19 protein-coding genes are annotated in these 16,395 nt (G+C 68.4%); 3 read left to right on the forward strand and 16 right to left on the reverse strand.

Features of this window, described 5'->3' with window-relative positions; genetic code table 11:
• Positions 1 to 11: 11 nt before the first annotated feature.
• From nuoK to ACIBQ1_RS44915, 13 genes are all read right to left on the reverse strand, one after another.
• Positions 12 to 308, reverse strand: a complete 297-nt coding sequence (gene nuoK / locus ACIBQ1_RS44855) for an NADH-quinone oxidoreductase subunit NuoK (RefSeq protein ID WP_185069996.1) — start codon at positions 306 to 308, stop codon at positions 12 to 14.
• A complete protein-coding gene (locus ACIBQ1_RS44860) occupies positions 305 to 1,144 on the reverse strand; it encodes an NADH-quinone oxidoreductase subunit J (RefSeq protein ID WP_397287083.1) in 840 nt (279 codons plus the stop codon). Before ACIBQ1_RS44860 ends, nuoK begins: the two co-directional genes overlap by 4 nt.
• A complete protein-coding gene (gene nuoI, locus ACIBQ1_RS44865) occupies positions 1,137 to 1,652 on the reverse strand; it encodes an NADH-quinone oxidoreductase subunit NuoI (RefSeq protein ID WP_185069994.1) in 516 nt (171 codons plus the stop codon). Before nuoI ends, ACIBQ1_RS44860 begins: the two co-directional genes overlap by 8 nt.
• Positions 1,639 to 2,940, reverse strand: coding sequence for an NADH-quinone oxidoreductase subunit NuoH (nuoH, locus tag ACIBQ1_RS44870; protein ID WP_397287085.1), 1,302 nt, complete (start codon positions 2,938 to 2,940; stop codon positions 1,639 to 1,641). The genes nuoI and nuoH overlap by 14 nt, the downstream gene beginning before the upstream one ends.
• Complete coding sequence (locus ACIBQ1_RS44875) at positions 2,937 to 5,324, reverse strand: NADH-quinone oxidoreductase subunit G (protein WP_397287087.1); 2,388 nt, start codon at positions 5,322 to 5,324, stop codon at positions 2,937 to 2,939. Before ACIBQ1_RS44875 ends, nuoH begins: the two co-directional genes overlap by 4 nt.
• Entirely contained in the window at positions 5,321 to 6,610 is a 1,290-nt protein-coding gene (gene nuoF, locus ACIBQ1_RS44880) for an NADH-quinone oxidoreductase subunit NuoF (protein WP_397287089.1), read from the reverse strand. Before nuoF ends, ACIBQ1_RS44875 begins: the two co-directional genes overlap by 4 nt.
• Positions 6,607 to 7,263, reverse strand: a complete 657-nt coding sequence (gene nuoE / locus ACIBQ1_RS44885; RefSeq protein WP_397287091.1) for an NADH-quinone oxidoreductase subunit NuoE — start codon at positions 7,261 to 7,263, stop codon at positions 6,607 to 6,609. The genes nuoF and nuoE overlap by 4 nt, the downstream gene beginning before the upstream one ends.
• A complete protein-coding gene (locus ACIBQ1_RS44890; protein ID WP_397287093.1) occupies positions 7,260 to 8,585 on the reverse strand; it encodes an NADH-quinone oxidoreductase subunit D in 1,326 nt (441 codons plus the stop codon). The genes nuoE and ACIBQ1_RS44890 overlap by 4 nt, the downstream gene beginning before the upstream one ends.
• Positions 8,582 to 9,286 carry an NADH-quinone oxidoreductase subunit C gene (locus ACIBQ1_RS44895; protein WP_397287095.1) on the reverse strand — a complete coding sequence of 235 codons (705 nt, stop codon included), beginning with the start codon at positions 9,284 to 9,286 and terminating at the stop codon, positions 8,582 to 8,584. The genes ACIBQ1_RS44890 and ACIBQ1_RS44895 overlap by 4 nt, the downstream gene beginning before the upstream one ends.
• Positions 9,283 to 9,834, reverse strand: coding sequence for a NuoB/complex I 20 kDa subunit family protein (locus ACIBQ1_RS44900; protein WP_397287097.1), 552 nt, complete (start codon positions 9,832 to 9,834; stop codon positions 9,283 to 9,285). The genes ACIBQ1_RS44895 and ACIBQ1_RS44900 overlap by 4 nt, the downstream gene beginning before the upstream one ends.
• Positions 9,835 to 9,836: 2 nt before the next feature.
• On the reverse strand, positions 9,837 to 10,232 hold the full coding sequence (locus tag ACIBQ1_RS44905) for an NADH-quinone oxidoreductase subunit A (RefSeq protein ID WP_397287099.1): 396 nt from the start codon (positions 10,230 to 10,232) through the stop codon (positions 9,837 to 9,839).
• A gap of 64 nt (positions 10,233 to 10,296) precedes the next feature.
• Entirely contained in the window at positions 10,297 to 11,535 is a 1,239-nt protein-coding gene (locus ACIBQ1_RS44910; RefSeq protein WP_397287101.1) for a geranylgeranyl reductase family protein, read from the reverse strand.
• Positions 11,536 to 11,794: 259 nt separating this feature from the next.
• Positions 11,795 to 12,511, reverse strand: coding sequence for a demethylmenaquinone methyltransferase (locus ACIBQ1_RS44915; protein WP_397287103.1), 717 nt, complete (start codon positions 12,509 to 12,511; stop codon positions 11,795 to 11,797).
• Positions 12,512 to 12,617: 106 nt separating this feature from the next.
• Between ACIBQ1_RS44915 and ACIBQ1_RS44920 the strand changes: the two genes are divergently transcribed.
• Positions 12,618 to 13,823, forward strand: coding sequence for a hypothetical protein (locus tag ACIBQ1_RS44920; RefSeq protein ID WP_397287105.1), 1,206 nt, complete (start codon positions 12,618 to 12,620; stop codon positions 13,821 to 13,823).
• Here the strand turns inward: ACIBQ1_RS44920 and ACIBQ1_RS44925 are convergent.
• Complete coding sequence (locus ACIBQ1_RS44925; RefSeq protein ID WP_397287107.1) at positions 13,820 to 14,038, reverse strand: DUF4229 domain-containing protein; 219 nt, start codon at positions 14,036 to 14,038, stop codon at positions 13,820 to 13,822. The two genes, ACIBQ1_RS44920 and ACIBQ1_RS44925, sit on opposite strands and share 4 nt — an antisense overlap.
• 257 nt (positions 14,039 to 14,295) lie before the next feature.
• Between ACIBQ1_RS44925 and ACIBQ1_RS44930 the strand changes: the two genes are divergently transcribed.
• Positions 14,296 to 14,517 (forward strand): BldC family transcriptional regulator, encoded by a 222-nt coding sequence (locus tag ACIBQ1_RS44930; protein WP_026214226.1) that lies wholly within the window; start codon positions 14,296 to 14,298, stop codon positions 14,515 to 14,517.
• 136 nt (positions 14,518 to 14,653) lie between these two features.
• Here the strand turns inward: ACIBQ1_RS44930 and ACIBQ1_RS44935 are convergent, their stop codons facing one another.
• Positions 14,654 to 14,896: a hypothetical protein gene (locus tag ACIBQ1_RS44935; RefSeq protein ID WP_397287109.1), complete on the reverse strand. Its 243-nt coding sequence runs from the start codon at positions 14,894 to 14,896 to the stop codon at positions 14,654 to 14,656.
• A 10-nt stretch (positions 14,897 to 14,906) separates the two neighbouring features.
• Positions 14,907 to 15,689, reverse strand: a complete 783-nt coding sequence (locus ACIBQ1_RS44940) for a hypothetical protein (protein WP_397287111.1) — start codon at positions 15,687 to 15,689, stop codon at positions 14,907 to 14,909.
• Between the two features lie 413 nt (positions 15,690 to 16,102).
• On the opposite strand from ACIBQ1_RS44940, the gene ACIBQ1_RS44945 reads away from it, so the two are divergent.
• Positions 16,103 to 16,393 (forward strand): PLD nuclease N-terminal domain-containing protein, encoded by a 291-nt coding sequence (locus tag ACIBQ1_RS44945; protein WP_355378658.1) that lies wholly within the window; start codon positions 16,103 to 16,105, stop codon positions 16,391 to 16,393.
• The last annotated feature ends 2 nt before the right edge of the window (positions 16,394 to 16,395 follow it).

Below are 16,395 nucleotides of genomic sequence, written 5' to 3' on the forward strand. Positions count from 1 at the left end.
CCAGTCACCTCTTAGTACTTCAGCAGGTTCGCGTCGTCGACCGACGCGGACCTGCGGGTTCGGAAGATCGTCACAATGATGGCCAGGCCGACCACGACCTCAGCCGCGGCCACCACCATCACGAAGAACGCGATGATCTGGCCCTCCAGGTTGCCGACCTGCCTGGAGAAGGTGACGAAGGCGAGGTTGCAGGCGTTGAGCATGAGCTCCACGCACATGAACACCACGATCGCGTTGCGCCGGATCAGCACGCCCAGGGCGCCGATGGCGAACAGCAGGCCGGACAGGACGAGGTAGTGCGTCGTCACTTGGTCACCTCATTGTTCTGCTCGCTGTCGTCCCGCTCAATGCCGTCGCGCTCGATGCCGTCGCGCTCGATGGCGCGCTCCTCCGCGTCCTCCTCGGCCGTGTGCTTGATGGCCTCGGCGAGCTTCGGGTCGGCCGGCAGATGATCGTGCTCCACGTCGTAGCGGGCGATGTAGCGGTTGACCGAGGACTCGGCGACCGACCCGTCCGGCAGCAGGGCCGGCATGTCGATGGCGTTGTTCCTGGCGTACGTGCCGGGGCCCGGCAGCGGTGACGGCCGGTCGCCGAGGAACCGGGCGCGGGCCAGGTCCTTCTGCGTCGGCTTGTCGGCGAGCCGCTCGCGGTGCGCCAGCACCATCGCGCCCAGCGCCGCCGTGATCAGCAGCGCCGAGGTGATCTCGAACGCGAACACGTACTTGGTGAACAGCAGCAGCGCGATCGAGCGGATGTAGCCGCCCTGCGCGGTGGCCTGTGCCAGCCCCGCCTGGTCGGCGAAGACCGCGTTGCCGATGGCCAGGCCGAGCAGCACCAGGAAGCCGAGCGCCGCGAGGGAGGCCCAGACGCGCTGGCCCTTCAGCGTCTCCACGAAGGAGTCGGAGGAGTCGACGCCCACCAGCATGAGCACGAACAGGAACAGCATCATGATCGCGCCGGTGTAGACGATGATCTGCACCGCGGCCAGGAAGGGCGCGTCCTGCACGGCGTACAGGACCGCGAGGCAGAGCATCACCGTTCCGAGCATCAGCGCGGAGTAGACGGCCTTCCGGTTGAAGACCATGCCGAGCGCGGCGCCGACGGACACGACGGCGAGCACCCAGAACGTGATGGTCTCACCCATTGGTCCGCCCCAGCCGGTAGTAGTCCTCTTCGGTCTCACCGAGCCGCATGGGGTGCGGCGGCTGCTCCATGCCCTGCGTCAGAGGGGCGAGGAGCATCTCCTTGGTGAAGATGAGGCTCTCTCGGGAGGTGTCGGCGAGCTCGTACTCGTTGGTCATGGTGAGCGCCCGGGTCGGGCAGGCCTCGATGCACAGACCGCAGAGGATGCACCGCAGATAGTTGATCTGGTACGTGCGCCCGTAACGCTCACCCGGCGAGAACCGCTCCTCGTCGGTGTTGTCCGCGCCCTCGACGTAGATCGCGTCGGCCGGACACGCCCAGGCGCACAGCTCGCAGCCCACGCACTTCTCCAGCCCGTCAGGCCAGCGGTTGAGCTGGTGACGCCCGTGGAAGCGAGGAGCCGTCGGCTTCTTCTCCTCCGGGTAGTTCGTCGTGACGGGCTTCTTGAACATCGTGTGGAAGGTGACCCCGAAGCCCTTGACGGGGTTCAGCCAATCAGTTAGTCCCACTGGGAATCTCCTTGCGCTGCACCCCGTGGTAGTGCGGCAGATCGAGCGGTGGCACCGGGAAGCCACCTTCCGTCGGCTCTTCGGACAGGTCCTCGAACTCGGCCTCGACCTGAGCCTTCTGGGCCTCCTTGCGCCGCTGGTTGACGGTGTCGAACCGCATCCAGATGGCCAGCCCCGCGATCACGACGAGCCCGGTGACCCCGAGAGCGATCATCCGGGTCTCCTCGTAGAGCACCACGGTGCGCACGCCGGCCACGAGCAGGATCCACGCCAGGTTGACGGGAATCAGCACCTTCCAGCCCAGCGACATGAGCTGGTCGTAACGCACGCGCGGCAGCGAGGCCCGCACCCAGATGATGAAGCTGAACGTGAGCACGAACTTGATGAGGAACCACAGCACCGGCCAGTAACCCTGGTTGGCGCCCTCCCACCAGGAGATCGGGATCGGCGCCCGCCAGCCGCCCAGGAACAGCGTCACGGCTATGCCCGAGGCGGTGAAGGTGTGCAGGTACTCGCCCATCATGATCAGGGCGAACTTCAGCGACGAGGAGTACTCGGTCTGGAAGCCGCCGACCAGCTCGCCCTCGCCTTCGGGCAGGTCGAACGGGATGCGCGCGGCCTCGCCGAACATGCAGACCACGTAGATCAGGAACGACGGGATCAGCAGGAAGACGAACCAGGTGTCGCCCTGCGCCTTGACGATCTCCGAGGTGGACAGCGTCCCGGCGAACAGGAAGATGGCCACGAACGACAGGCCCATGGCGATCTCGTACGAGACCACCTGCGCCGCGCTCCGCAGACCGCCCAGCAGCGCGTACGGCGAACGCGACGACCACCCGGCCAGCACCACGCCGTAGACCGACACCGCACCCATGGCCAGCATGAACAGCACCGCCACCGGCAGGTCCACCATCTGCAGCGGCGTCCGCACGCCGAACAGGTTGACCATCGGCGCGAACGGCACGATCGAGAAGGCCAGGAAGGCCGGGATCACCATGATGACCGGGGCCAGCAGGTAGAGCACCTTGTCCACGGTCCGCGGGAAGAGGTCCTCCTTCAGGCCCATCTTCAGGCCGTCGGCCACCGATTGCAGGAGGCCGAACTTACCGGCCCGGTTGGGCCCGTACCGGTTCTGCATCCTGGAGATCAGCTTGCGCTCGAACCAGACGCCGAACAGGATGCCCAGCATCAGGAAGGCGAACAGCATCACGGCCTTGATGATGGTGATCCACAGCGGGTCCTTGCCGAAGTCGGCGAGGGTGGGATCGGCCGCGAGAACGTGGGTCATGAGGCGCTCCCGATGGTGACGATGTCGCCGGCCACCGCGTGCAGGTCACGGGTGACCGAGCAGCCGCCGGAGTTCGCAGGCACCCAGACGACCCGGTCCGGCAGGTCGGCGACGCGCACGGGCAGCGTCACCGTGTCGGCTCCGGCACGGCCCACGACGAGCTTGTCGCCGTCCGCGATCCCGAGCTCGGCCGCGGTGCCCTCCGAGACGAGCGCCTCGGCGGTGCGGGCGGTACCCGCCAGGTACGGCTCGCCGTCCTGGAGCCTGCCCTCGTCGAGCAGCAGGTGCCAGGTGGCCAGCAGCGCCTCGCCGGTCGCCGGGGCGACCTGGGCGCGGGTGGCGGTGTGCGGGGAGGTGACGCGGCTGCCGCGCCAGGCGCCCAGGCCGGACAGCTCGCGCCGGGCGGCCTTGGCGTCCGGCAGGCCCAGGTGGACGTCCAGCCGGTCGGCGAGGTTGCCGATCACGGCCAGGTCGCTCTGCAGGCCCGGCACCTTGAGCGGCGCCTCGAACGAGCGGCCCCGGCCCTCCCAGTTGACGAACGTGCCGCCCTTCTCCTGCACCGCGGCGACGGGCAGGACCACGTCGGCGCGGTCGGTGACGGCGCTGGCGCGGATCTCCAGGCTGACGATGAACGGCGTGTGCTCGAGCGCGTCGAGCGCCGCCGCCGGGTCGGCCAGGTCGTAGGGGTCGACGCCGGCCACGACCAGCGCGTCCAGCTCGCCGGCGCGGGCGGCCTCCAGGATGCCGGTCGTGTCGCGGCCGGGGGTGGCGGGCAGCGAGGCCACGTTCCACGCCCTGGCCACTTCGGCCCTGGCGGTCTCGTCGTCGACCGGGCGGCCGATCGGCAGCAGGTTGGGCAGCGCGCCGGCCTCGACCGCGCCGCGCTCGCCGGCCCGGCGCGGGACCCAGGCGAGCCTGGCGCCGGAGGCGTTGGCGAGCCGGACCACGGCGGACAGGGCGCCGGGCACGGTGGCCAGGCGCTCGCCGGCGAGCACGATCGTGCCCTCGGCCAGGGTGCCGACCAGGTCGCCGATCGCGTCGGCCTCAGCGCCGGGCGCGGTGCGGATGAGCGTGCCGCCCATCTTGACCAGGCCGGGCGAGGCGAGCGGGGCGATCGAGGTGACCTTGAGCCCCTTCTTCTGCCACGCCTTGCGCAGGCGCAGGAAGACGATCGGCGACTCCTCCTCGGGCTCGAACCCGACGAGCAGCACGTGGGGGGCGTTCTCGAGGTCCTTGTAGCTGATCTCGATGCCCTTGCCGGCCACCGCGTGGGCCAGGAACTGCGCCTCCTCGGCGGAGTGCGGCCGGGCGCGGAAGTCGACGTCGTTGCTGGCCAGCGCGAGGCGGGCGAACTTGGCGTACGCGTACGCCTCCTCGACCGTCACCCGGCCGCCGACCAGGACCCCGGCCTTGCCGCGGGCCTTGGCCAGGCCCTCGGCGGCCACCGCCAGCGCCTCCGGCCACGAGGCCGGCACGAGCACGCCCTCCTCGTTGCGGACCAGCGGCGTCTTCAGCCGGTCGGGCTGCTGGGCGTAGGTGAAGGCCCAGCGGCCCTTGTCGCAGTTCCACTCCTCGTTGACCTGCGGGTCGTTGCCCGCCAGGCGGCGGGTGACCCGGCCGCGCCGGTGGTCGGTACGCTGGGCGCAGCCGGCGGCGCAGTGCTCGCACGCGCTCGGCGTGGAGACCAGGTCGAACGGGCGGGCCCGGAACCGGTAGGCCGCGCCGGTCAGCGCGCCGACCGGGCAGATCTGCACCGTGTTGCCGGAGAAGTAGGAGTTGAACGGCTTGCCCTCGGCGGTGCGCACCTGCTCCTTGGCCCCGCGCTCGAAGAACTCGATGAGCGGGTCACCGGCGATCTGGTCGGAGAAGCGGATGCAGCGGGCGCACTGGACGCACCGCTCGCGGTCGAGCAGCACCTGCGTGGACAGCGGCAGCGGCTTGGGGAAGGTCCGCTTCTGCTCCTGGAACCTGGACTCGCCCTGGCCGTTCGACATGGCCTGGTTCTGCAGGGGGCACTCGCCGCCCTTGTCGCAGACCGGGCAGTCGAGCGGGTGGTTCATCAGCAGCAGCTCCATGGCCCCGCGCTGCGCCTTCTCGGCGACCGGCGAGGTGAGCTGCGTCGCCACGACCATGCCCTCGGCGACCTCGATCGCGCACGACGGCTGCGGCTTGGGGAAGCCGCGGCCGTTGCCCGCGTCGGGGATGTCGACCAGGCACTGGCGGCAGTTGGCCGCCGGGTCGAGCAGCGGGTGGTCGCAGAACCTGGGGATCTGGATGCCCAGCAGCTCGGCGGCCCTGATGATCAAAGTGCCCTTGGGCACGCTGACCTGGAACCCGTCGATGGTCAGGGTCACCAGGTTCGTCTCGGTCTCTACGACTGTCACTGCTCACCCCAGAGAGTGGACTTCTTCGGGTCGAACGGACAGCCGCCGATCTCGAAGTGCTTGAGGTACTCCTCGCGGAAGTACTTCACCGAGGAGTGGATCGGGCTGGTCGCGCCGTCACCCAGAGCGCAGAACGAACGCCCGAGGATGTTGTCCGCGATGTCGGTGATCGTGCCCAGGTCCTCCTCGGTGCCCTGGCCCTTGTCCAGGCGCTTGAGCACCTGCTTGAGCCAGTACGTGCCCTCGCGGCAGGGCGTGCACTTGCCGCAGGACTCGTGGGCGTAGAACTCGGTCCAGCGCAGCACCGTGCGGACCACGCAGGTGGTCTCGTCGAAGATCTGCAGGGCGCGGGTGCCGAGCATGGAGCCCTTGGCGCCGACCGCCTCGAAGTCGAGCGGCACGTCGAGGTGCTCGTCGGTGAAGATCGGCGTGGAGGAGCCGCCCGGGGTCCAGAACTTGATCTGGTGACCGGCCCTGATGCCGCCCGCCATGTCGAGGAGCTCGCGCAGCGTGATGCCGAGCGGCGCCTCGTACTGGCCGGGCCTGGTGACGTGGCCGCTCAGCGAGAAGATGCCGAAGCCCTTGGACTTCTCGGTGCCCATCCCGGCGAACCAGTCGGCGCCGTTGCCGATGATGGAGGGAACACTGGCGATCGACTCGACGTTGTTCACGACAGTAGGCGAGGCGTACAGGCCCGCCACGGCCGGGAACGGGGGCTTGAGCCGCGGTTGACCTCTGAAGCCTTCCAGCGAGTCGAGCAGCGCCGTCTCCTCGCCGCAGATGTAGGCGCCTGCGCCGCTGTGCACGACCAGTTCGAGGTCGTAGCCGGAGCCGAGGATGTCGGTGCCGAGGTAGCCCTTCTCGTACGCCTCCCGCACGGCCGCCTGCAGCCGCCGGATCACGTGGAGCACCTCGCCGCGCACGTAGATGAAGGCGTGGTTGGCCCGGATCGCGTAGGACGTGATGATGATGCCCTCGACCAGCGAGTGCGGGTTGGCCATCATCAGCGGGATGTCCTTGCAGGTGCCCGGCTCCGACTCGTCGGCGTTGACGACGAGATAGTGCGGCTTGCCGTCGCCCTGCGGGATGAAGCCCCACTTCATGCCGGTGGGGAAGCCCGCGCCGCCGCGGCCGCGCAGGCCCGAGTCCTTGACGGCCTGGATGACCGCGTCGGGCTCCATGGCCAGCGCCTTCTTCGCCGCCTCGTACTCGCCGTAGACGTCGATGGTGAAGGAGTTGGGCTGGTCCCAGTTCGCGGTCAGGACCGGTGTCAAAGTCGTCGTCATGCCTCGGGGGCCTTCCATCCGTTGGCCTTGGCGACCTTCAGGCCCTCCAGCGACGGGCCGGCGGCCGACGGGCCGTCGCCCGCCAGGTCGTCGGGCAGGCCGGCGAGCACGCGCGAGGCCTCCTTGAAGGTGCAGAGCTTCTTCGGCCCGCGGGTCGGCCGCACGTCCTTGCCGTCACGCAGGTCGTCGACGAGCTGCTTGGCCGACTCGGGAGTCTGGTTGTCGAAGAACTCCCAGTTGACCATCATGACGGGGGCGAAGTCGCAGGCCGCGTTGCACTCGAGGCGCTCCAGCGAGACCTTGCCGTCGGAGGTCGTCTCCTCGTGGCCGACGCCGACGTGCTCGGACAGCTCGTCCCAGATCTGATCGCCGCCCATGACCGCGCACAGCGCGTTGATGCACACGCCGACGTGATAGTCGCCGGCGGGCCTGCGCTTGTACATGGTGTAGAAGGTCGCGACGCCGGTGACCTCGGCCTTGCTGATGCCCAGCATCTCCGCGCAGAACTCCTGCCCGTCGTCGGAGACGTAGCCGTCCTCCGACTGCACGAGGTGGAGCAGCGGCAGCAGCGCGGAGCGGGTCTTCGGGTAACGCCCGATGATCTCCTTGGCGTCCCTTTCGAGACGCTCCCGGATCTCCGGTGAGTATGTCACCGGTCCACACCTCCCATGACAGGGTCGATAGAAGCCACCGCGGCGATCACGTCGGCGACCTGGCCGCCCTCTGCCATCGCGGGGAAACCCTGCAGGTTGCAGAAGGACGGCTCGCGGAAGTGCACGCGGTAGGGGCGGGTGCCGCCGTCGCTGACCACGTGGGCGCCGAGCTCGCCCTTGGGCGACTCGATGCTGGCGTACGCCTGCCCGGCCGGCACCCGGAAGCCCTCGGTCACCAGCTTGAAGTGGTGGATGAGCGCCTCCATCGAGGTGCCCATGATGTGGGCGATGTGGTCGGGCGAGTTGCCGAACCCGTCGGGGCCGAGCGCGAGCTGCGCGGGCCAGCCGATCTTCTTGTCCTCGATCATCACCGGGTCCCCCTTGAGCGGGCCGGCGATCCGGTCAAGCGCTTGCTCAATGATCTTGAGCGACTCTTCCATCTCCTTCATGCGGACGAGGTAGCGCGAGTAGACGTCGCAGCCGCGCTCGGTGGCGACGTCGAACTCGTACGTCTCGTAGCCGCAGTAGGGCTGCGACTTGCGCAGGTCCCACGGGAGGCCGGCGGCGCGCAGGATCGGCCCGGTGATGCCCAGGGCCATGCAGCCGGTCAGGTCGAGGTAGCCCACGTCCTTGGTTCGGCGCACGTAGACGGGGTTGGCGTCGAGGAGCTTGCGGATGTCCTTGATCCGCTTGGGCATCTCCTTGAGGAACTCACCGATCTTGTCGACCGCGCCCGCGGGCAGGTCGACGCTCACGCCGCCCGGCCTGATGTAGGCGTGGTTCATGCGCAGACCGGTGATGTACTCGAAGAGATCCATGATCATCTCGCGGTCGCGATAGCCGAAGAGGAACGGCGTGGTCGCGCCCAGCTCCATGCCGAACGTGCCCATCGCGACCAGGTGCGAGGAGATCCGGTTGAGCTCCATCATCATCACGCGGATGGCCTGCGCCCGGTCCGGGATGCGGTCCTCGATGCCGAGCAGCTTCTCCACGCCCAGGCAGTAGGCGGTCTCGTTGAAGATCGGCGAGAGGTAGTCCATGCGGGTCACGAACGTGGTGCCCTGGGTCCACGTCCGGTATTCCATGTTCTTCTCGATGCCGGTGTGCAGGTAGCCGATGACGCTGCGCGCCTCGGTCACCGTCTCACCGTCGAGGGTCAGGACCAGGCGGAGCACGCCGTGCGTGGACGGGTGCTGCGGGCCCATGTTGACGACCAGGCGCTCTTCTTCGGTGTCGCGCGCTCCGGTGACGACCTGGTCCCAGTCGCCGCCGTTGACCGAATAGACCTTGCCCTCGGTCGCCTCGTCATAAGCGGTGCTCACGAGTAGCTCCTCCTCTGGTCGGGCGCGGGGATGGTGGCGCCGCGGTATTCGACCGGGATGCCGCCGAGCGGATAGTCCTTGCGCTGGGGGTGGCCGTCCCAGTCGTCCGGCATCATGATCCGGGTGAGCCCCGGGTGACCGTCGAAGACGATCCCGAAGAAGTCGTACGCCTCGCGCTCATGCCAGTCGTGACCAGGGTAAACGCCCACGGTCGATGGAATGTGCGGGTCGGAGTCAGGGGCGCTGGCCTCGACGCGCACGCGCCGGTTGTAGGTGATCGAGCACAGGTGGATGACCGCGTGCAGCTCCTCGCCCGTCAGGTGCGGGTAGTGCACGCCGGTGACGCCCAGCGAGAGCTCGAAGCGCAGGGCCGGGTCGTCGCGCAGCTTCTGGCAGACCTCGACCAGCCGCTCCCGCTTGACGTGCAGGGTCAGCTCGCCGCGGTCGACGACCACGCGCTCGACGGCGTCGTCGAGCGCCAGGGCGTCGACGAGCTCGTCGAAGTAGCCGCCGTACGGGCGGGGCGTCGACAGCTGCGGCGCCCGGCGCACGACGAGGCCGCCGTAGCCGGAGGTGTCACCGGAGTCCTGGGCGCCGAACATGCCGTGCCGGGCGATCGGCGGCTCGGGGACGGCGGGAACCGCGGCCTCGGGAGTCTCACCGCTTTCCGGGCTGCCGGGGAGGTTGTCGGGCGAGGTCACTTCGAGGCTCCCTGGTCGATCAGCGGCAGCGGCCGCAGCGCCTGCAGCTCGAGCTCCTCGATCTGCTTGGCGCGGTGGGCGCCGAACTTCATGTTCTGGATCTTGTCGTGCAGCTTCACGATCGCGTCGATCAGCATCTCGGGCCGCGGCGGGCAGCCCGGCAGGTAGATGTCGACGGGCACGATGTGGTCGACGCCCTGCACGATCGCGTAGTTGTTGAACATGCCGCCGCTGGAGGCGCACACGCCCATGGAGATGACCCACTTCGGCTCGGCCATCTGGTCGTAGATCTGCCGCAGCACCGGGGCCATCTTCTGCGAGACGCGGCCGGCGACGATCATGAGGTCGGCCTGCCGTGGAGACGCCGAAGCGCGCTCCATGCCGAAGCGCGCCAGGTCGTAGTGGGGGCCACCGGTGGCCATCAGCTCGATGGCACAGCACGCGAGGCCGAACGTGGCGGGCCACACGGAGTTTTTACGCGCCCATCCGGCGGCCGCCTCGACGGTGCTGAGGATGAACCCGCTGGGGAGTTTCTCTTCAAGTCCCATTTTCAGTCCCAGTCCAGACCCTTGCGGCGCCACACGTACGCGTAGGCCACGAGCACGGTAGCGATGAACAGCAGCATCTCCACGAGGCCGAACAGCCCCAGGCCGGAGAAGATCACCTGCTTGGCGTCGTTCGTCTGCGGCGCGAACGAGACCGCCCACGGGTAGAGGAAGATGATCTCGATGTCGAACACGATGAAGAGCATCGCGGTGACCATGTACTTGAGCGGGAACCGTCCACCACCGACGGGCTGGGGCGTCGGCTCGATGCCGCATTCGTAGGCGTCAAGCTTGGCGCGGTTCCAGCGCTTGGGGCCGGTGAAGGGAGCGATGGCGACCGAGAAGATCGCGAAGCCCCCCGCGAGAACGGCGAGCACCAGGATGGGCACGTAAAGGTCCATCGCTACGCCTCCTCCGGAGTCGCCGCGCGCGCGGGCGCGCAGCCGGATCGGATAGTTCTGAGATTCATGCTGGTGGGGCGACCTTCGAGAGAGCGTTAATGATCATGTCTGACGCATCGCCTCGCCGGTCGGTGAGATTACCAAGGAGTTTGATGGCGAAGCGCATCAGTCTCGGGTGAGGGAGACCGTGCCTGGTGCCGAAGCTCATCACGCCCGGCTTCCCGATCGCCTCGACGAACAGTCTCCCCAGGGTGAAATATCCGCCATAGGCGTCCTTCAGCACCTGAGGATATGTCCGCAAGGTGCGTTCCCGCTCCGCGGGGGTGGTGCCCTTGAGGGCCTTCGCGATGACCTCGGCGGCGATCTCGCCGGTCTCCATGGCGTAGGCGATGCCCTCGCCGTTGAACGGGTTGATCGACCCGCCCGAGTCCCCCACGAGCAGCAGGCCACGCGTGTAGTGCGGCTGCCGGTTGAAGGCCATCGGGAGCGCGGCGCCGCGGATGGGGGCCGTCATGTTCTCCTCGGTGAACTCCCACTCGGGAGGCATGGCCTTGCACCAGGTCCGCAGCAGGTCGCGGTAGTCGATGTTCTTGAACTGCGCGCTGGTGTTGAGCAGCCCGAGGCCCACGTTGGCGGTGCCGTCGCCGACGCCGAAGATCCAGCCGTAGCCGGGCAGCAGCTTCTCCTCCGCCCACAGCTCCAGCCAGATCTCAAGATAGTCGTCGTCGTGGCGCGGGCTCTCGAAATACGTCCGGACGGCCACACCCATCGGCCTGTCCTCGCGCTTGTGCAGCCCCATGCCCAGGGCCAGCCGGGTGCTGTTGCCGTCGGCGGCCACCACCACGCGGCTGCGGTATTCGCGGCCGTCCTTGGTCGTCACGCCGACGATGTGGCCGCTGCGGTCGTCGAGGACGGGCCCCGTGACGGTGACGCCCTCCATCAGCCGCACGCCGTTCTTGACCGCGTTGGCGGCGAGGATCTGGTCGAAGTCCTGGCGGGTGCGTACGAGCCCGAAGTCGGGGAAGCGCTCGAGCTGCGGCCAGTCGAGGTCGAAGCGGAGGCCGCCGCCGACGACGCGCAGGCCCTTGTTCCTGACCCAGCCGGGGGCGTCGATGTCGACGCCCATGTTGAGCAACTGCTTGACCGCCCGAGGCGTCAGGCCGTCGCCGCAGACCTTCTCGCGGGGGAACGTGGTCTTCTCCAGGACCAGCACGTCGAGCCCGGCCTGAGCGAGGTAGAAGGCGGTCGCGGAACCGGCGGGGCCGGCGCCGACGACGATGACGTCAGCGTCAAGTGTGCTCATGGTCGCGCCCGCTTCGCCACTCGTTGGCTCCGGCGTGGCTCTCTCGCGACGAGCTCCTGCGCTTGGCGAATGGCTGTTGGCACGGTCACTGGACTCTGTCCTGTCCTACACGCTCGAAGGCCTCGGGGGTGTGCTGCCTTCGTTCCTTTGTGAACCCCTTCACAAACTTGTCGGCCCGCAGTCTACTGCTTTTCCAGTACATAGTGGCAGTCGGGGTGCTGTTCTGTGATCCAAGAGGAACGGTGTGTCGCGTGTGGTCTCACGCGGGCTTGAACCCTCTGTGCAGGGCGACGATGCCCATCGTGAGATTGCGCCACGCGACCCGCTCCCAGCCGGTCTCCTGAATGGTCCGGGCCAGCCTGCGCTGGTCGGGCCAATCCCGGATCGACTCAGCCAGATATTCGTAGGAATCGTCATTGGAGCCGAACACCTTGGCCACTTTTGGCAGCAGCTTCATCAGATATTCGCGGTAGACCAGATCGAAGGGCCCGAACGTCACGTGGGAGAACTCCAAGATCACCAGTCGGCCGCCCGGCCTGGTGACGCGGAGCATCTCCCGCAGCGCCTGCGCGGTGTCGTGCACGTTGCGCAGCGCCACCGAGATCGTCACCGCGTCGAACGTGTCGTCGGCGAACGGCAGCCGCATCGCGTCGCCCGCGATGAAGGGCACCCCTTCGCCCGACAGCGCGTTGCCGCCGTGGCGGCGCACGCCGGTGCGGAGCATGCCCAGCGAGAAGTCGGAGGCGATGGCCCGCGCGCCCAGCGTGGTGAACGCGTCGGTGGACGTGCCGGTGCCGGCGCCCAGGTCGAGCACGAGCTCCCCGGGGCCCGCGTCAACGGCCGCGGCCACCGCCTTGCGCCACAGCCTCACCTGCCCGAGGGAGATCACGTCATTGACCAGGTCGTAGCGCCGGGCGGTGCGATCGAACATCGCGGCGACCTCGCCCGGCTGCTTGTCCAATTGAGCGCGCGTCATAGGCAAAGACTATGGGAGCCTCCCCGGGTCCGTACCGGCGGCCACGAACACGACATTCAACGGAAAGTAACAACGAGACTACTGAACGTCTGCTAAAACTTGGCGAATGCTTGCCCGTGTCGCCCTTGCGGCGATCATCGCCTCGGCTCCGACGGCGCATTTCCGCGTCGTCTCGGCCGACCCGGTAGACAGCACCCCCCACGTGCTCGACGGCATCGTCAACGCGATCACGGTCGTCGGCGACACCGTCGTGGTCGGCGGGTCGTTCAGCGAAGTGAGCGACGCCACCCGCACCACCGCCTACCCGCGTTCCAACCTCTTCGCCTACGACCTGGCCACGGGTCGCATCGTGGAGAACTTCGCGCCGATCGTCCCGGGCCCCGTGTACGGCCTGGCCGCCGGCGACCGGGGCACCGTCTACGTCGGCGGCGAGTTCGTCGGCGTCAACGACTCGCCCGCCAGGTCGCTGGCCCGGCTCAAGCTCTCCGACGGCTCCCTGGTGGCCGGCTTCGCGCCGCGCATCCGCGGCGGCATGGTCTCCACGCTGGCCAGGCAGGGCTCGCAGCTGTACGTGGGCGGCGACTTCACCGGCCCGCGCACCGCGCTGGCCAGGCTCGACGCGACCACGGGCGCGGCCGACCCGGCGTTCGGCATCACCCCGGGAGGGTCGCTGACGCCCCAGGTGAAGGTGTACGCGCTCGCCGCCACCCGCTACCGGCTCGCCGTGGACGGCTCCTTCACCACGCTCGACGGCCAGTCCAGGCCGCAGCTCGGGCTCATCGACATCAGCGGGCCCACCGCCAGGCTCGCACCCTGGCGGACCGAGGCGTACGCGCGCCCGTGCGCCAGCTCGTTCCCGTCCTACGTGCGCGGCCTGGACTTCTCTCCCGACGGCCGCTACTTCGCGGTCGTCACCACCGGCGGCCCCAAGGGCGGGATGTGCGACACGGCCGCCAGGTTCGAGGCATACGCCAAGGGCGCGACCATCAAGCCGACCTGGGTCAACGCCACCGGAGGCGACTCGCTCTACGCGGTTTCCGTCACGGGGGCGGCGGTCTACGTCGGCGGACATCAGCGCTGGCTGAACAATCCGCAGGGGCGGGACTCGGCCGGCCCCGGAGCGGTCTCACGCCCCGGGATCGGCGCCATTCATCCGAGCACGGGAATGGCCCTCAGTTGGAATCCCACGCGGGAGCGCGGCATCGGCGTGAAGGCGTTTTACGCGCATCGCAGTGGACTACTTGTCGGTAGCGACACAACCAGACTCGGACGGGAGTACCATGCCCGGATTGGCATGTTCCCCCTGCCCTAGCCGTCTTGCGGCTTCGGCCGGTCGATCTTGTTGCTGATGCGCTCACTCACGGCATCACGCTGCTTGCTGAGCAGGACGTAACTCGCTATGCCGCTGATCAAGAAAGACACCGCGATCAGTGCCAGCGGGTTTTGCAGGCCGAGCAGCCACAGCACCAGGAGAGTGACCGCAAAGATGCCGATCCGCGACAGGGTGTAAAGGAGAACAGGACGCACAGGTTCGAGGTTACTCGGACCCGTGGACCGGTCGCTCTTCGCATCGAACGCGAGCGATGCTACTGTTCCCAGTCAGGGAGTTTCGTAAAGAAACACCCACGAGAGCCCCAAAGAGGCTCTATCATATAACAATCGGGCAGTCAGCTGATAACAACCCGTGATCTTTGCAGAAAACCACGGATAAATCAGGCTTCGCTCGACACACTGGTTACCTGTCCGCCCGCTGGCAGGAAGCGGGATGCGAGGGGGAGAGATTGGTGGAGAGTAGCAGCGAGCGTCTGCTGACCCCAGGAGAGGTTGCCGCCCTCTTCCGGGTAGACCCAAAGACGGTTACACGCTGGGCTGCGGCAGGCCGCATCAGCAGTATCCGCACCCCCGGAGGGCATCGGCGTTTCCGCGAGTCGGAAGTGCACGCCCTTCTCCGAGGCGAGGACGTTTTGACGGCCGACAGGCCGGCAGGTGAGTCCCCGCGCGTCTGACCGTGCAGACGGTGATCCTGCGACGGCAGGATCACCGCCGGCGCGACCCACTGTTCGCGTGCTTTCGGCCACACTTCCGTCCGGCAGCATGAGGCGGCGCCAACCGCCGACCGTGGTTGGCGCCTGTCTGGTCGCCTCAGGCGTCCTCCTGCTGCGCCTTGAAGGCCAGGAACTCACGCTCCAGCTCGTCGTTCTCCTTCTCCCACTGGTTGCGGCGCTCGGCCACCTCCTCCTCCGTCAGCGCCTCCGGCAACCACTGCTCGTAGTCCGGATCACCGGGCTGCACCTCGACGTACGCGTTCCCGATCAGACGCCCGTCTTCGCTGGTCAGGCTCTGCGGCACGCGCAGGGTCCCGTCCGCGAGCCGGATGACGTACATGTCCGATCACCTAGATTCCGTAGCGCCGGTTGAAGAAGAGCATGATGTCCAGCGCCATCCGCGTGTCTCCCCCGAGCATGTCCACGAGGGCCGGACGCTGGCGGGAGGCGATGGCGGCGAAGGCGTCGGCGAAGAACTCCTTGCGGCCGAGCCCTCCGCCCTGGCGGTGGAAGGTCGAGGCCAGCAGCGGCATGGCCGTGTCGTAGAGGCGGACGAACTCGGGAGAGTCGGAGACCCAGCCACCGTACGCCGAGTCGATGTCGTCGATGGCATGGCCGACCTCGTGCATCATCACGTCCGGGGTGGGCGAGGGGCGGTCGCCCACGACGATCTTGCGGTCGCCGTACGCGCCCGCGCAGATGTCCCAGGTGGCGCGGCCCGACGGGAGCGGGGCGCCGCGTAAGTAGCCCATGTCGTCGAGGTCCGGGACGCCGCCACGGCCGACGTAGATGCCTTCGAGATCGGCCGCGAGCTTCTCCTTCAGCCGCTCCGGCAGGCGGGCCAGGCTCTCCACGGCGCGTACGACGTCCGCCGACGGCGGGCCCTGCCTGGCGTCCCACTGGCGGTGCAGGATCAACTCCAGCTTGCCGCAGTGGCGCAGGCCGTCGCCCATGGACGGCACGCCCGGCCGGTTGGGCTGGGCCCTGGGCTGGTCGTCGAGCTCGAAGTCGTACCAGGTGTAGCGGGGGCGTTCGACCACGGCGGCCGGCAGCCGCTCGCCGCGTTCACGTAAGGCGAACCCGTCCCAGCTCGTCCCCGAAGGCCGTCGTACCTCGTCGCCCGGCCATGCCATCCGCTCTCCCCGCTCGTCGCCCGGCCACCTCGTCCGCTCGCGCTCCGCGCCCCGCCCAGGCTGGCCTCTGGGAACGTCGGCGCCCCGCGCCCGCCTCTTGCGTGCCTTGGCTTCCGCGCGGCTCTCGAAGGGCTTCTCACGGGCGTTGAACCAGACGGAGCGGTCCGCGTCGGGGGGCGCCTCGCCGCGCCGCGAGAAAAGGTACGATCCACGCCGCCACCAACGGCCGCGCCGATGCCTTCCCTTGTCACCAGACGCCTTGGAGTCAGAAAAGGCCATCGCACCTCTCAACGCCCGTGGAGTCCGGCGACTCGCCGCATCGGCCTCCACGGTACGACGCTCATCTTCCTCTAGTCACCCGAAATGGGACATCGGGAAGCACGATCACGTCGCGGATGGCTTACAGTTCAGGAATGGCAGGTGTACTGATCGGCCTGGCGCTGGTGGTCTTCTGGTTCTTCTCGCTCTTCGACGTGATCACCGCGCCGGAAGACGAGGTGCGGAACGTGCCAAAGGCCCTGTGGATCCTGATCGTCGTCCTGATCCCGGTGCTCGGCGGTCTGGTCTGGATGGCGCGCGGCCGCCCACGGGCCCCCCGCGCCGCGTGGCCCGTGCCCCCGGGTCCAGGCGTGCCGAAGGGGCCGGACGACGACCCCGACTTTCTGCGCGACCTCGACCGCCGCATGCGTGGCGACGACGTCTGAGG

Origin of the sequence: Nonomuraea sp. NPDC050153 (assembly GCF_044460125.1) — a bacterium.
Lineage (GTDB): Bacteria > Actinomycetota > Actinomycetes > Streptosporangiales > Streptosporangiaceae > Nonomuraea.

Bases quoted from the DNA above. Each gene is read 5' to 3' on its own strand.
- ACIBQ1_RS44915 (WP_397287103.1), bottom strand. From the start codon at position 12,511: ATGACGCGCGCTCAATTGGACAAGCAGCCGGGCGAGGTCGCCGCGATG.
- ACIBQ1_RS44945 (WP_355378658.1), top strand. From the start codon at position 16,103: ATGGCAGGTGTACTGATCGGCCTGGCGCTGGTGGTCTTCTGGTTCTTC.
- ACIBQ1_RS44860 (WP_397287083.1), bottom strand. From the start codon at position 1,144: ATGGGTGAGACCATCACGTTCTGGGTGCTCGCCGTCGTGTCCGTCGGC.
- ACIBQ1_RS44905 (WP_397287099.1), bottom strand. From the start codon at position 10,232: ATGGACCTTTACGTGCCCATCCTGGTGCTCGCCGTTCTCGCGGGGGGC.
- ACIBQ1_RS44900 (WP_397287097.1), bottom strand. From the start codon at position 9,834: ATGGGACTTGAAGAGAAACTCCCCAGCGGGTTCATCCTCAGCACCGTC.
- ACIBQ1_RS44940 (WP_397287111.1), bottom strand. From the start codon at position 15,689: ATGGCATGGCCGGGCGACGAGGTACGACGGCCTTCGGGGACGAGCTGG.
- ACIBQ1_RS44910 (WP_397287101.1), bottom strand. From the start codon at position 11,535: ATGAGCACACTTGACGCTGACGTCATCGTCGTCGGCGCCGGCCCCGCC.
- nuoF (WP_397287089.1), bottom strand. From the start codon at position 6,610: ATGACGACGACTTTGACACCGGTCCTGACCGCGAACTGGGACCAGCCC.
- nuoH (WP_397287085.1), bottom strand. From the start codon at position 2,940: ATGACCCACGTTCTCGCGGCCGATCCCACCCTCGCCGACTTCGGCAAG.
- ACIBQ1_RS44920 (WP_397287105.1), top strand. From the start codon at position 12,618: ATGCTTGCCCGTGTCGCCCTTGCGGCGATCATCGCCTCGGCTCCGACG.
- ACIBQ1_RS44935 (WP_397287109.1), bottom strand. From the start codon at position 14,896: ATGTACGTCATCCGGCTCGCGGACGGGACCCTGCGCGTGCCGCAGAGC.